Here is a 13,578-nt window from a genome sequence, read left to right as displayed (position 1 = left end):
AGAGAGATTTTGCAGCGGAGAGCAGCATGCTGCAGGTTCTCGCCAATCGCACATACCGCCACCTCTTTCTGGCGCAGGTGATTGCTCTGGTCGGCACCGGCCTCGCCACCGTGGCGCTTGGCCTGCTCGCCTACGACCTGGCTGGCCCGAATGCAGGCGCCGTGCTGGGCACGGCGCTCGCCATCAAGATGATTGCCTATGTCGGCGTTGCGCCTGTTGCCGGCGCCTTCGCCGATCGCTTTCCGCGACGCGTCATGCTGGTCGGCTTGGATCTCGTGCGTGCATTTGTCGCAGTGCTGCTGCCCTTCGTGACCGAGATCTGGCAGGTCTATGTCCTGATCTTCGTATTGCAGTCGGCCTCGGCCGCCTTCACGCCGACTTTCCAGGCAACGATCCCCGACGTCCTGCCGGACGAGAAGGAATACACTCGCGCGCTGTCGCTCTCCCGCCTGGCCTACGACATGGAGAGCCTGGTCAGCCCGATGCTGGCGGCAGCCCTGCTCACGGTGATCAGCTTCCACAACCTTTTCGCCGGCACCGTGGTCGGCTTCCTGGTTTCCGCACTGCTGGTGGTCTCGGTCGTGCTGCCCAGTCCCAAGGCGGCCGAGAAGCGCGGCATCTACGACCGCACGACCCGCGGCATGCGCATCTATCTGGCCACGCCGCGCCTGCGTGGCCTGCTGGCACTCACTCTGGCCGTCTCGGCCGCCGGCTCGATGGTGATCGTCAATACGGTCGTGCTGGTGCAGGCGCGCTTCGGCCTCAGCCAGGAAGCGACCGCAGTGGCGCTTGGTGCCTTCGGCGCCGGCTCGATGGCAGCCGCTCTGCTGCTCCCCAGTCTGCTGGACAAGATGCCCGACCGGCGCGCCATGCTGATCGGCACCGGGATTCTGGCGGCCGGTCTGTTCGCCGGCACCGCATTGCCAGGCTATGCCTTCCTACTGCCGCTTTGGCTCATCCTGGGCCTGGGCTACTCGCTGGCGCAGACTCCGGGTGGCCGCCTGCTGCGCCGCTCCTCCCAGCCGGAGGATCGGCCGGCGCTCTTCGCGGCACAGTTCGCCCTGTCGCATGCCTCTTGGCTGATCACCTATCCGCTGGCCGGCTGGCTCGGTTCAAAGATCGGCCTGTCGACGACCTTCGGCGTCATGGGTTGTATCGCCATCGCCGCGATCGTGATCGCGACCAGCCTCTGGCCCAGCCATGACCCCGACGAGCTGGACCATGTGCATCACGGACTTGCGCCGGATCATCCGCATCTCGCCGACGCCAACCAGATCGGCAGTGGCTATCGGCATCGGCACGCATTCGTGATCGACAGCCATCACCCGGAATGGCCGTATTCACTGGCCGGAGACAGCCGCTAGATACGCCGCGCTTGGCCTCAGCCCAGGGTGATGTACGCGATCAACATCGACCCCGCGATATAGAGCACGGCAGCCAGGCAAGCCGCTCCTGCGGTGATTTTCAGCAGGCGCGATATCTTCGGGAATTGCGGCATGGCCAATCCCTCTGGAAATCCGGCGGGCGATTTGTGTTGGCCGGGCAGTGCCGCCTTGGCTATTCTGCGCCCCGGACTGATTCAGGAACCCACGATGTATAACACGGATATGCCGACCCGCGCCGAACTGCCAAGCTCAAGGCAGCTGATCCGTTCGACCATCATTGCCATTCTCGCGGCGGCGGCAATTCTGGTGACCATCGTGCTTCCGGCCGAATATGGCATCGATCCGACCGGGATCGGCCGTGCACTCAGCCTGGCCGAGATGGGCGAGATCAAGCAGCAGCTGGCGCGCGAGGCTGAGGATGACCGCCGGCGCGACCAGCAAATCCTGCTCGACCGTCGCTCCAGCCTTGGGTCGGCCGTGGCCTCGCTCTTCATCAGCTCCGCCCGGGCCCAGATTGCAGCGCGCACCGAGGAAATGTCGGTCACGCTGAAACCGGGCCAGGGCGCCGAGATCAAGCTCGTCATGAAGAAGGACGCGAAAGCCTCCTATTCGTGGTCGTCAACCGGCAATGTCAATTACGACCTCCATGCCGAAGGCGGCGGCAAGACCACCAGCTACAAGAAGGGCCGCAACGAGACCAAGGATGAAGGCAGCTTCACGGCCGCCTTTGATGGCGACCACGGCTGGTTCTGGCGTAACCGCACGAGCGCGGATGTGACGGTGACCGTGAAGGCCACGGGCGATTTCAGTGGAATGAAGAGGCTGATGTAGTTAGCGGAGAATAAGATTTTCTTTATGCGTACTGCACAATACGCGACGCCACCCTCTAGTCGACATAACCCCTTCTGATCCGCAAACAGCACAGAGCGTAGTACTGGCCGCTTCTGTTTGTGAGATTAGATGATCAATCTCTGGTCCACAGTTCGCGATAAAACTGAGCCGGCCATATTTTTCTTTAACATGCAAAATTGAAAATCCATTCCGGCATGAAACATCAAGACTCTCGATCTCATCCGCTAACTTTTGCAACAAGGGAATCCATCCGTGCTCGAGTGAGAATTCCCCCGCAGTGCCATCATCAGTAAGAACCGAGAATCTTCGACGAAGAGCAGTTAATGCTTCCATCTCTCTTGCCTCATATCTTCAGATTTAGCTATCCGCACTAACTGGTAAGCGCTTTTGACGCAGCGAACACACCCAATTGGCGCTTCGCTCGGATCCATACTTATCGGCCCAAAATTATAACGTGCGGGAGTGTTGCCCAGTCGCTCAATGGGCTTCTCGCCGAGTGCGCCAGTCGAAACGTCCGCGACAAATTCTCCATCAACCAGGTCAAAGCCGTTTACGACAATACCTCCACCTAATGCTGCTGATGCTGAGCAAAAATCTGACCACCTCAAGCCATCCACATATGGGACTAAGATGCCGCCAGGTAAATTTAAGATATTGGGGTCGTCGTCAATTGCGGCGTAGCTAGTTACTTCCTCGCCTCGCTCACCTGCCTGTTGTAGCCAGGTTAAAATCTCAGCTGATCGAGTTGCAGTTAATCCGATAAAATCAGTCGACCATTTGCGGTGATGCAAGCACGGTGGTATTCCATTTACTTCTAGGATTGCTTCAATGTTGCTTTTTCCAATTTTGCGCCAACTGGACGAGACAACAATTTGTGCCAAGTGGCCAAATACTAACTTTTGAAGAAGCGATACAGCGATCGGATCAAAAGCCGGAATTCGTGTTTTCGCGAGATCAATGTCAAGTCCATCAAGATCAATCGGCTCAGGAAGATCGATGAGATACTCTACTTCCGCTGCCGACCTCTTGGGGATAAAATACTGACTTCGATGAGTGATTAACGGACCATCGAAGTCTAAGAAGATCACATTCATGGTTTTAGCACGTGGCAACGCCCTCTAAGATTGTCGAGGTCGTATATATCCAACACATAAACATCTGTTTCTGACGGTGTGGACGCCCTGACGTCAGCAAGTAAGCTTTCGAACATCCTTGCACTATTACTGTCCGCCATCACTCCGAGATGCCAGCGCTGTTGGTCTCTCGAAGTCACAACGAAATTTGTATCTAGGCACAAATGACTGATGGCTGGAGTAACGCCCCAGCCATCCTCATTACGTGGGTGACCCGTAAGCAAACCTGCGAGGTTTAATGTTTGCCCAACCGAAATAATGCCCCAAAGCTCTGCTTGAGCCGCAGCATCGGTTTCCCTTGGGGACCATCCGTACTTTGCTTGCCATGATTTAACAGCATGCCGGTGTACTCTCTTCCAGGAATCTCGTTTAAAGGTCTCCGGGAACGATACGCATGCAAGATCGAAGCTCGGGTCGGCCCAAGTAGCCTGATATCCGCAACCGTGGTAGTCGCGCACTACACCCTGGTCGAAGTCAACGGCAGCAATGTCGCCAGATCTGAACCAGAAGCCCTGCGGATCTATGCCGAACAGGATCAATTTATCTTGCTGTTCAAACAGCATTGCCTGCGAAACGGGAAGCTTCATTCCTCTAGGGACCATTGGTCATCAGAACATATAAGCGAAGTAATATTATATTGGTGGCTATCCACCAATATATTTGAAGATTCTTGGATGACTTATCATGAAAATTTACGCTGAAATTTCGCCGACTCATTGCCTGGAGCGTTTGCGAAAACGCAACAAATCGTGCCAATTCCAGGTCACAACAGAGCCTTCAACTGTTTTTTATATAAGTGTATATAATTATTATATTAATTCACCACAACGCCTACCCGTTTATCCCACTTTCCGATACGGATGAAATTTCGTGAGCTGTTGCGTTTTGGGGTCTCGCCCGGCCAAAGCAATGGGACTAGTTGCTGTCACCCTCATACGCGGCGCGCAGATTCGGCAATCGAAATTGAACGGCATTGCCCTCCCTGCCACAGACAGTCTGAAAAGACCCCAGAACAGACAGCCTGATGACAGGGAGGTCCCAGGCAATGACTCACCACTGCCTGAGAAGTCAATGCGCTAATTATGAATGGCAGTTTCCAGACTTGGACACATCAACAATCGTGCCGCCCTCGTCAACCTTGAATCGGGTCATGCATTTATGACGCGTGGGCCCCTTCGGAAATATGGCCGTCAGGCGGTGATCATCGGAAACAAAGATGAGTACGGACCCGCCAAAGAGAATCGACTGCTCCGAGTCCGGCGGGCCTTTTGCAGCGACAAGGTCAACTCTCGATTTCCCGACCCAAAGTTCTTGATCGACTGAAGAATCAAGAGTGGTTCCCGCACAGCCGGCCAAGAGAAGGAGCGCGATAAGCGAAGCAATCCTATTCATGGCCTTACCTCCTCTGAAGCACTGCGATTCTCGCGGAAATGTGCATGCGCTTCTATCTGGCGGTTTCCAGACAGCAGCGCTGTAAATGGGACCAGACCAATTTTGGAAATCTCGGTTGAGACACCATCAAGCTCGAACCATTGGTGAGATGAAGCGAGGTCAAGATGCTCATCTGAGCGCACAGTAATGCTCGACAGGATGGAAACTTTATCTGGGGAAGACCTGAAAGAAAAAGTCGCGCTAGTGAAATACTTCGACTCAACGCCAATGAGAGTTACGGCGCTACCAGAATTGTTCAGCAGCAGAAAAGACAAGTGGTGCTTCCCATCGTGAGGGCTTACCACTATCTGTGGCTGTTCAATAGAAACGCCACCAGCATCACTAATCTCATCTGCGCGGGCCACAATGGAGAAAAAAAGCACCCAGGCGACCAGCAAAAGACACGGAGTGGATCTCATGGCGCACCTGTTCATGGAGAGCGCAGCAGGAAGCCAGTATGGCCTCATGCTGCGCCTCACTAGAAGAACCTACTTGACCTGCTCCAGCAAAGCCAAAGCGCGAGCCTTGGCCTTAGGTGGCAATTTCTCGGCAGCCGTCTTCACCTCTTCAAGATTGACCGGATCGCCAACAATCACAAAGGCGATCATGCCCAGGCCAAAATGAGGCAAGCACTTAACTCCATAGATTCCAGGGGCGGAAAAAGTCACCGTTTCCGACTTATTGAACCCGGTTTTGAAGCGCTTGGCCCCCTGAGGAAGCATGCCTGGTATCGTTTCAGCATTGTGCCCGCGATCGGTAGCTTCAAAAACCAGGGAGTCGCCTGGTTTCAGCCGAACAAGTTCAGCGTCGAAAACGTACTTCTCTCCGCCGGACTGATTCAGCATCTTTACCGAAACCTCCTTCGCAGAGGCGGATACGCTGAGAGCTATGCCAGCCGAAGCCAGCAATATGGATTTCAGAAAGACCTTCATCGAACAATCCTCTCGTCAGAACCAGAACCGCAAGCCGACGACAAAGCTCAGGTTATCCGGCTCTTCTCCCTCGTCCTTGGCATACGAAGCGGTCTGTCCAAGCTTTCTTTCGTAATTGACACCGATGTAGGGGGCGAATTCTCGGAAGATCTCGTACCGAAGCCGGGCACTCAGGCCGACGTCATTGATGCCAGACCCGACGCCGCGCTCCTTGACGGATTGCAGCGCAATGTTTGTCTCGAAGCTTGGTTCCAGGATCAGCCGCTGAGTAAACAGAAGATCGTAGGACGCTTTCAGGCGTCCGGAGACCTCGCCATGGTCGCTGACAAATGAAGCGGCATCGACCTCGAAAAAGTATGGAGCCAGCCCCTGCACGCCCAGCACGCCAAAGGTTCGCTTGGGAACCGGCTTGAAGTCGTACCGAACGCCGGCCTGCACGTCGAAGAACGTTGATATCAGCCGGCTGTAGAGTGCCTGGACCTCGGCACTCTCGACCTTCCCATCCACAAGGCGCTCCCCTTCCGTCTTCAGCCAGAGCTTGTTGTAGTCTTCCCCGATCCAGCCCTCGGCATCCCAGTTGTAGGTGTCCTTTCTGTTGCTCGCCCGGTATTCCAGCTCGTCGACCTTCAGCATTGTGAACAGCTGATCGTCCTCAGCTGCCCTAACCGGCCCGGTCGCCAGCATGACAGCGGCTACACCAAAGGACGCAAGCGCAATGGCGCCACGCTCCCAGATCTTAAAATTCCTCATCGTTCAGCCCTCAATTTGCGGAAGCGGTTTTCTGTTCGACAATGACCTTCCTGAACATTCCGGTCGCCATGTGATAGATCAAATGGCAATGGAAGGCCCACTGACCCATGGCATCGGCGGGGACATCCACTGAAAGGGTAGTGCCAGGAGCGACATTTACGGTGTGCTTCAACGGATTGAAGCGTCCGTTGCCGGTGTCGAGATGCATCCACATGCCGTGTAAGTGCATGGGGTGGCTCATCATGGTTTCGTTAATGAACTTGAAGCGAACCCGCTCGCCATACCGAAGCCGAATAGGCTCCGCTTCAGAGTACTTCTTGCCATTGATGGACCAGAAATATCTCTCCATGTTGCCAGTAAGGCGCAGTTCGATAACCCGATCCGGGGTGCGGTATTCAGTATCGGGTTTCATGGATTTGAGGTCACCATAGACAAGGACCGTTCCATCGTTGTCGCCAACCTGAGACAGCCCACTGCCGGGAGCATAGTTATCACCACGAATGACGCCTTCATCGCCCCCCATGGCTTCCATGCCGGTCATCTTGGAGTGATCCATCCCCTGCATTTTGGAATGGTCCATGCCAGCCATCTTGGAGTGATCCATCCCTGCCATAGAACCGTGATCCATGGACATGCCCATGTCAGCCATGGTCAGAATGGGGCTCTCACCAAGCTTCGGAATTTCACCGCGCATTCCTTCCCGAGGGGCAAGGGTGCCGGCGGCATAGCCGGTACGAGCCAGGGACGCGGCGAAGATCGTATATGCCTGCTCTTGCTTCGGCTGAACGATGACGTCGTATGTCTCAGCGACGGCAATGCGAAACTGGTCGACAGTCTTGGGTTGGATGTCGTTTCCATCCGCCTGTACAACGGTCATCTTCAAACCTGGAATCCGCACATCGAAATAGGACATCGCGGACCCATTGATGAAACGGAGGCGAACCCGCTCGCCCGGCCGGAATAACGCGGTCCAGTTGGCTGCGGGGCTCTGGCCGTTGATCAGGTAGGTATACCCGCTGACATCAGCGATGTCTGTCGGAGCCATTCGCATCTGGCCCCAGGAGAGCCGATCGCTGACCGTCTCGCTGAAACCATTCTTTGCAACGTCAGAGAAAAAAGTACCAAGTGTACGCTGACTGTAGTTGTAGTAATCACTCTGCTTCTTCAGGTTCGAAAGGATTGTTTCGGCTTTTGTATCCGACCAATCCGAGAGCATGACGACATACTCCCTGTCGTACTTGTAGGGCTCTCGCTTGGCAGACTCGATCACCAAAGGCCCGTAGACCCCGGCCTGCTCCTGCAGGCCGGAATGGCTGTGATACCAGTAGGTGCCGGCCTGATTGATCTTGAAGCGATACGTGAAAGTTTCACCGGGCTTGATACCGGGGAAGCTGATCCCGGGCACCCCATCCTGCGTGTAGGGAAGGATGATACCGTGCCAGTGAATGGAGGTATCTTCGTCAAGTGTGTTCTTGACGTTGAGGGTCACCTCCTCTCCTTCCTTAAAGCGGAGAACCGGGCCAGGCAGTTGCCCATTGACGGTCATGGCAGTGCGGGGGCGACCGGTGATATTCACCTCCGTCTTGCCAATGGTCAGGTCATACGTGCCGGCATTGGCGCCGGACGGTGAAACACCGAGCAGGGAAATCGCTGCTGCGAACGCCGCCGCTCTGGTCAGAATTGGGATTGTGAGAGCCATGGGAATCTCCTCGATTTCCTGTGGAAACGGATCAATTGAACTTGAACTCGCCGACCATGCCGGCCTCGTAGTGGCCCGGAATGTTGCAGGCGAACTGAAGTTCCGTCGCTTTGGAGAAGGTCCAGACAATCTCGGCAGTCTTGCCCGGCTCAACCAGCTTGCTGTTGGGGTCGTCATGCTTCATCGGCATCGACATTTTCGAATGATCCATGTTCCCCATTTTCGAGTGATCCATTTTGGACATGTCATGATTAATGCCGGTCGGGGTAAGCATCCCATGCTCCACCATCATCGCCATTTCCTTCTGGTGTTCAGCATGCATGGCAGGCGTTCCGATGTTGAATTCATGAAGAAGCTCGCCGCCATTGCGGATGACAAAGCGGATTGTCTCACCCTTCTTCACGGTGATCTTTTCGGGCTCGTAGAAATTGTCACCCAGGGTGATTTCGATCGTGCGATTGGCCTTGGCGGCAACGCCAGGGGCGCCGATCGAAGGGCCTTTGCCATGTCCTGCGTCGGCAAAAGCTGGGGATACTGCTGAGGTAGCAAGGGCCAAAGCAGCGGCAACGGCAGCCTGGGAACGGTTCATGAAACGGATCATTTTTGCACCTGTCGTCGATAGATAAGAAGAGATGGTTCGGGGAATCTGTTCTCGCAGTCGCGAGAGCCGAACTAGCCGCGGATAGGAAATAGCCCATGAGAAACCGATACGGCAGGCGGGAAACATAGCTGTCCCAGCCCGTGGCGAAGGCAGACCCCGCCAATCAATCGGTTCGCAAAATTCAGAAGCAGTTGCTGTTCTGAGAATCAGCCAACATGCCCGAGGCTACAGCCTTCAAGGCCGTTCGGGTCAGGCTGTCAGGCGCGGCGGCCGCAACGGCGGGTCACCGAAAATGGAAACGGTAACCGCGGTATTTGAGAAACAGTAGCGATCGGAAAAAACGGAAGCCGACAGCTCAAAATGAGCATCGGAGAACATCATCGGCGAGCACGCCACCGCACAACAGGAGGACCCGCTTGCAGTCCCGGATTTCCCACCGTGCCGGCCCTCATGATGGCCTGGAAGCGAGCGTCTGTCTTGCAAGTTGCCGTGGTGGTCTCCGAAAACGGCAGAGCCTGCGTCAGCAGCAGGCCGGACTGATGCTGAAAGGCCAAAACTGGAGGAATCAGTCATGGAAGACATGGCAGTCGCGCCAAAGCTGCCGAGACCGATTGCGGCCGCCAGCATCAGTCCAAACAGGGCAAGTATGAGCTGAGTCTTCCTCATGACGTCGACTAATATGTACTCAATATGGGCGGATTTCAATGGAGAATGACCTGCCAAAGCAGGGAGGAACTACAAATATGTCCATAATTTAACCTGTTTAAGCTGAACCGCCGTGCCGTTCGAAATATGAGCCGGCAGAGCTGGAGCAAATGGTCAGGCATTCACCGGCTGGCGCCTACCCGATTGTCGACAGAACCGGAAAAGTTCTGAGAAACCAGTATGACAAGGCTGAAAGATCCCCGGTCAGCATTGCCACCCCCATTGCCATCATCGCAACACCGGCGGCAAGCTTGAGAATCCGCCCTGCCCGGCTGAACCTTCTCATTCCCGAAACAAGAAAGTCAGTAAACAGCGTAGACAGCAAGAACGGGATACCAAGCCCTAGAGAGTATACCCCCAGCAGAAACATCCCCTCAGCAACCGATGATGAGGTGGCGCCAACGGTCAGAATGGCTCCGAGGATCGGGCCAATACATGGCGTCCACCCGAACGCGAAGGCCAGTCCTAATATGTAGGCGGAGGCCGGATGTCCGCCGGCGATCGAGGAATGCCAGCGAGCGTCGCGCATCATCCAGGCCGGCCTGATCAGACCGGTCAGAAATAGGCCGAAGCCAATAATCACGACGCCGGCGACAATATTAAATTCATATCGGAAGTCGTTAAGCCACTGTCCAAGGACCGTGGCGCTAGCTCCCATCAGGACGAAGACTGTGGAAAAACCAAGAACAAAGCACAGGCTCAGTCCCAATGCCTGAAGGCGGCGCTTCAAGTCGGGTCTGTCAAGGGAGCTCAATGAATGGCCCGCTACATACGAAACATAGCCAGGCACCAGTGGAAGCACGCAAGGAGACAGGAAAGAGATGAATCCCGCAGCAAAGGCAGCAACAAGTGAAATATTTGACATGCGAGCTATGCCTTTATCGGACAGGAAAGGATCAAGAATTCAGCGTTTGTTACGGGCACGTTGAACCAGGGTCATGATCGTATCCAGATCCGCGGCGCCGCGAACAACTTCATTCCCAATCACAAAAGCCGGCGTGCCATTGATGCGAAGGGATTTGGCGAGCACTTCATTTCGTCTGATTTCCGCGTCGATCAGGGGATCCTTCATGTCAGCTTCCAATTTCTTCAGATCAAGCCCCAACTCTGAAGCAGCCCTGAAAACGGAGGCTTCATCAGCCTGTCCCTTAAGCGACATGAGGCGATCATGGAAGTCCGCATAACGACCCTGTGCATTCGCAGCAAGCGCAACCCTTGCCGCAAATACGGAGTTCGGACCAAGGATCGGAAATTCTTTGAAGACCACGCGGATGTATCCATCGGATTCTATGACCCGATTGAGAGTTTGCGCGACGCTGCGGCAATAAGGGCAATTGTAATCAAAAAACTCCACAATCGTCACATTTCCCGTGACATTGCCGGCAACCGGGCTATCCGGACTCTGAAACAATGCCGCAGAATTCTGCGCGATCATACGCGCTCCGTCACTTTGTTCTTCCGCCATGCGCCGCGCCTCGAGTGCCTGCAGGGCTTCAAGGATGACCTCCGGATTCGCAAGGAGATAATCGCGGACCCGCTTCTCGAACTCCACCTTCGAGAATGTATCGTGCCCACTCTCAGCCGCTGATGGGGACTCAGGACTGATAGCAAGTAGGCTACTGATGATGAGAGCCATCAGAACCAACTTCCTGACAGCCCTGAGCAAAGTTGCATGAAGCATAAACCAGCTCATCTCATTCCCCTCCTGCCGCGACCGCGGGAATTGCAGCATGCTAAAGCCATTTTCGGATAGTCGACCAGAACCCCTGCTCTTCAGGTTTAGCCTTCAATTTTGAATGCGCGTCGTTCGTAAGCGCATTGATGAAAAGAACCATATTGACAGGGGAGAATTTGAGGCCATGAAAATTGGCACGCCACTGACCATCCCTGTCAATGATATGCGTGACGATACCATGCGCCTGGTACTCGCCATTGACCGGTGTAAAGCGATGGCCATATGCCTCAGCGAGCATCCTGGTGCTCGACTCCAACTGGTCCGGTGTCTTGGTGAGGAAACGCCAGTTCGAATGGTCAAGGCCATGGACAGAACCATAACCCGCCAACACGACAGATGAATCATGCTCAGGATCGGTTGTTACTGAAATGAACTCAACAAGCTCTTTCATCGGGGTGCGATTGACCATGTCCTGAATCTCGGCAATGCGATCGGAATGAAGCGGACAAATATCCGTACAGCTTGCATAGATGAAATTGAGAACAATCACCTTTCCAGCGTATGAGGCCAGATCAGATCGCACACCTTGCGCATCCTGCAGCTGGAATGGCGGTGCGGGTTTGTTTATGACCTGGAAATAAGCCTCTTTTCTGGAAAGATTCCCCTCGAGTTCTGCAAGAGAATGTCCAACTGCAGGGCTCCCGACCAGTGCCAGGCCAATGACCGCTGCAGAGAGGAAAGCAGAATTCGTCCTAGCCATGATCGGCCCTGTCCGGCGACGAGTATCTACGAACCTTGTGCTCGTCACTCATCATCGAAGGTTCCGTACTCGAATCACCGTCACCGATCCTGGAACCGGAAAGCCTAACCGGCTCAGGTTCGGGTGGGAGCACCTCAACCTTGGGCGGGACATACGGCGGGCGGGGCTGATTGTCGCGGCCCTCAGCATCTGCAGTCTTCTTGTGCATCATGCACAAACCAAGAGCGCACATTACAGCGCAGGGAAGCACACTCAGAAGGATCGGCGCGATGCCGATAGCTGCAAGCCAGCCCCAGTTCAGAACCAAAGCGGCAACAAGTAAAATGCCGCCAATCAAGAACATTCCGCGGCGACCACGAAGGTAGTAGCGGGCAGCATTTACCCATTCAGAGCTCAGAGAGTTTTCTGAAATGGAGTTCAGGCGATTGTCTGACATCGTATCGTTATCCTTCCTAGTATCTGAGATTGTGGCCATGACCGCAGGAAATCAGTGTCATTGTCTGTATCGCTCAAGGAACGCGATCATCTCTGGAGCGTCCCACTGTGCAGGTCCGACAAGACGGCCGATTTCCTGCCCGGTTGTGTTGATCAGAAGCGTTGTCGGCAAGCCGGTTATTCCAAGTGCGCGAGAGACCTTGCCGGAGCTGTCCAAAAAAGGTGAAAGAAACCGGATGCCGGATTCCCGGAAGAACGTCTCCACTGCGGGCATACCAGCCCGGTCAATCGAGAGTGCGACCACCTGAAATCCCTTCCCACCCAATCTGGATTGCAAACTGTCGAGCGACGGCATCTCCTCTCGGCAAGGCGGGCACCAGGTTGCCCAGATGTTAAGGAGCACGGTTGATCCGCGGAAGTCCGACAAGTTCGTTGCCGAACCGTCATGCGTGACGAACTCCACCTGGTGAATCGGTCGGGGCCTGTCGTGAATGGCAAAACCAGGAGGAACCAGAGCATCACTGGATTGAGCGGCATCAGAAAGGCCAGGCACAAACAGGAGCAAAAGAGTCAGTACGAGCTGCGGTTTCATTGAAAGTCCTGCACAAGTCGCGGTGGCGAGAAAAAGGGAAGAATGATGGAGTCAACGGTCGCGCGCGTGAGTGGGCCTATCTGCTTGTGCAGTATCTTGCCGTCGACATCGACAACAAAAGTTTCCGGTACGCCATAGACGCCCCAGTCGATTGCAACGCGGCCGGTTATATCAGCGCCGGTTCTGGTATATGGGTCTCCAAACTCATCGAGCCACTGTTCAGCGTCTCGAGGAGCATCTTTGTAGTTGAGACCATAAACCGGAATCGATCCATCAGACGCGATGTCCATTAGGATCGGATGCTCATCTCGACAGGCGACGCACCAGGAGGCGAAGACATTGACAAGCGACCTGCGACCAAGCAGATCACTAGTCGAAAACCCCATCGATCTCCCTTGCACCGGGGGAAGGCCGAACTGCGGGGCAGGTTTTCCGATCAACACAGACGGAATTTCTCGCGGCTTCAGTGTGAGGCCGATACCAAGAAGTACCGACAAGACGACAAAAACAGCGACAGGAACGACAGCCATTCGGCGCAGTTGTCGCGGACCGACCATCGTCGCCTTCTTTGTGGACGAGAAATCCGTATCCATAGTCTTCTATCTGCTGAAAAGGAATTTGATCAATG

General features: G+C 55.0%; 16 protein-coding genes. 2 read left to right on the top strand and 14 right to left on the bottom strand.

From position 1 onward, the window contains the following. Positions 1 to 26: 26 nt before the first annotated feature. Both ACEQZY_RS18880 and ACEQZY_RS18875 read left to right on the top strand, forming a co-directional pair. Complete coding sequence (locus tag ACEQZY_RS18880; RefSeq protein ID WP_370156456.1) at positions 27 to 1,364, top strand: MFS transporter; 1,338 nt, start codon at positions 27 to 29, stop codon at positions 1,362 to 1,364. A gap of 228 nt (positions 1,365 to 1,592) precedes the next feature. Beyond that, on the top strand, positions 1,593 to 2,216 hold the full coding sequence (locus ACEQZY_RS18875) for a transmembrane anchor protein (protein WP_370156454.1): 624 nt from the start codon (positions 1,593 to 1,595) through the stop codon (positions 2,214 to 2,216). A 341-nt stretch (positions 2,217 to 2,557) separates the two neighbouring features. On the opposite strand, the gene ACEQZY_RS18870 is transcribed toward ACEQZY_RS18875, so the two are convergent. The 14 genes from ACEQZY_RS18870 to ACEQZY_RS18805 form a co-directional block, all read right to left on the bottom strand. After that, entirely contained in the window at positions 2,558 to 3,331 is a 774-nt protein-coding gene (locus ACEQZY_RS18870) for an HAD domain-containing protein (protein WP_370156452.1), read from the bottom strand. Next, positions 3,328 to 3,957 carry a hypothetical protein gene (locus tag ACEQZY_RS18865; protein ID WP_370156450.1) on the bottom strand — a complete coding sequence of 210 codons (630 nt, stop codon included), beginning with the start codon at positions 3,955 to 3,957 and terminating at the stop codon, positions 3,328 to 3,330. Before ACEQZY_RS18865 ends, ACEQZY_RS18870 begins: the two co-directional genes overlap by 4 nt. Positions 3,958 to 4,450: 493 nt before the next feature. Further along, positions 4,451 to 4,762: a hypothetical protein gene (locus tag ACEQZY_RS18860; protein WP_341702056.1), complete on the bottom strand. Its 312-nt coding sequence runs from the start codon at positions 4,760 to 4,762 to the stop codon at positions 4,451 to 4,453. Further along, positions 4,759 to 5,220 carry a hypothetical protein gene (locus ACEQZY_RS18855; protein ID WP_341702055.1) on the bottom strand — a complete coding sequence of 154 codons (462 nt, stop codon included), beginning with the start codon at positions 5,218 to 5,220 and terminating at the stop codon, positions 4,759 to 4,761. The genes ACEQZY_RS18860 and ACEQZY_RS18855 overlap by 4 nt, the downstream gene beginning before the upstream one ends. A 69-nt stretch (positions 5,221 to 5,289) precedes the next feature. Then, positions 5,290 to 5,733 carry a pseudoazurin gene (locus ACEQZY_RS18850; RefSeq protein ID WP_341702054.1) on the bottom strand — a complete coding sequence of 148 codons (444 nt, stop codon included), beginning with the start codon at positions 5,731 to 5,733 and terminating at the stop codon, positions 5,290 to 5,292. Between the two features lie 15 nt (positions 5,734 to 5,748). Then, positions 5,749 to 6,366 (bottom strand): copper resistance protein B, encoded by a 618-nt coding sequence (locus ACEQZY_RS18845; protein ID WP_341702053.1) that lies wholly within the window; start codon positions 6,364 to 6,366, stop codon positions 5,749 to 5,751. A gap of 127 nt (positions 6,367 to 6,493) precedes the next feature. Further along, complete coding sequence (locus tag ACEQZY_RS18840; RefSeq protein WP_370156445.1) at positions 6,494 to 8,182, bottom strand: copper resistance system multicopper oxidase; 1,689 nt, start codon at positions 8,180 to 8,182, stop codon at positions 6,494 to 6,496. Positions 8,183 to 8,213: 31 nt separating this feature from the next. Next, complete coding sequence (locus tag ACEQZY_RS18835; RefSeq protein ID WP_341702050.1) at positions 8,214 to 8,771, bottom strand: cupredoxin domain-containing protein; 558 nt, start codon at positions 8,769 to 8,771, stop codon at positions 8,214 to 8,216. An 853-nt stretch (positions 8,772 to 9,624) separates the two neighbouring features. Beyond that, the gene (locus ACEQZY_RS18830; RefSeq protein ID WP_341702049.1) at positions 9,625 to 10,353 is read right to left on the bottom strand and encodes a cytochrome c biogenesis protein CcdA; all 729 of its coding nucleotides are present in this window, start codon (positions 10,351 to 10,353) and stop codon (positions 9,625 to 9,627) included. 39 nt (positions 10,354 to 10,392) lie between these two features. Further along, the gene (locus ACEQZY_RS18825; protein WP_370156443.1) at positions 10,393 to 11,181 is read right to left on the bottom strand and encodes a DsbA family protein; all 789 of its coding nucleotides are present in this window, start codon (positions 11,179 to 11,181) and stop codon (positions 10,393 to 10,395) included. Between the two features lie 40 nt (positions 11,182 to 11,221). Next, entirely contained in the window at positions 11,222 to 11,923 is a 702-nt protein-coding gene (locus tag ACEQZY_RS18820; protein ID WP_370156441.1) for an SCO family protein, read from the bottom strand. Continuing rightward, positions 11,916 to 12,359 (bottom strand): hypothetical protein, encoded by a 444-nt coding sequence (locus ACEQZY_RS18815; protein ID WP_370156439.1) that lies wholly within the window; start codon positions 12,357 to 12,359, stop codon positions 11,916 to 11,918. The genes ACEQZY_RS18820 and ACEQZY_RS18815 overlap by 8 nt, the downstream gene beginning before the upstream one ends. A gap of 57 nt (positions 12,360 to 12,416) precedes the next feature. Continuing rightward, positions 12,417 to 12,950 carry a TlpA disulfide reductase family protein gene (locus ACEQZY_RS18810; protein WP_341702045.1) on the bottom strand — a complete coding sequence of 178 codons (534 nt, stop codon included), beginning with the start codon at positions 12,948 to 12,950 and terminating at the stop codon, positions 12,417 to 12,419. Then, a complete protein-coding gene (locus tag ACEQZY_RS18805) occupies positions 12,947 to 13,543 on the bottom strand; it encodes a DsbE family thiol:disulfide interchange protein (protein WP_370156437.1) in 597 nt (198 codons plus the stop codon). Before ACEQZY_RS18805 ends, ACEQZY_RS18810 begins: the two co-directional genes overlap by 4 nt. Positions 13,544 to 13,578: the final 35 nt, after the last annotated feature.

The organism is Ferrovibrio sp., assembly GCF_964218355.1.
Classification (GTDB): Bacteria; Pseudomonadota; Alphaproteobacteria; order Ferrovibrionales; family Ferrovibrionaceae; genus Ferrovibrio.
This window is presented reverse-complemented; position numbering and strand designations above follow the sequence as displayed.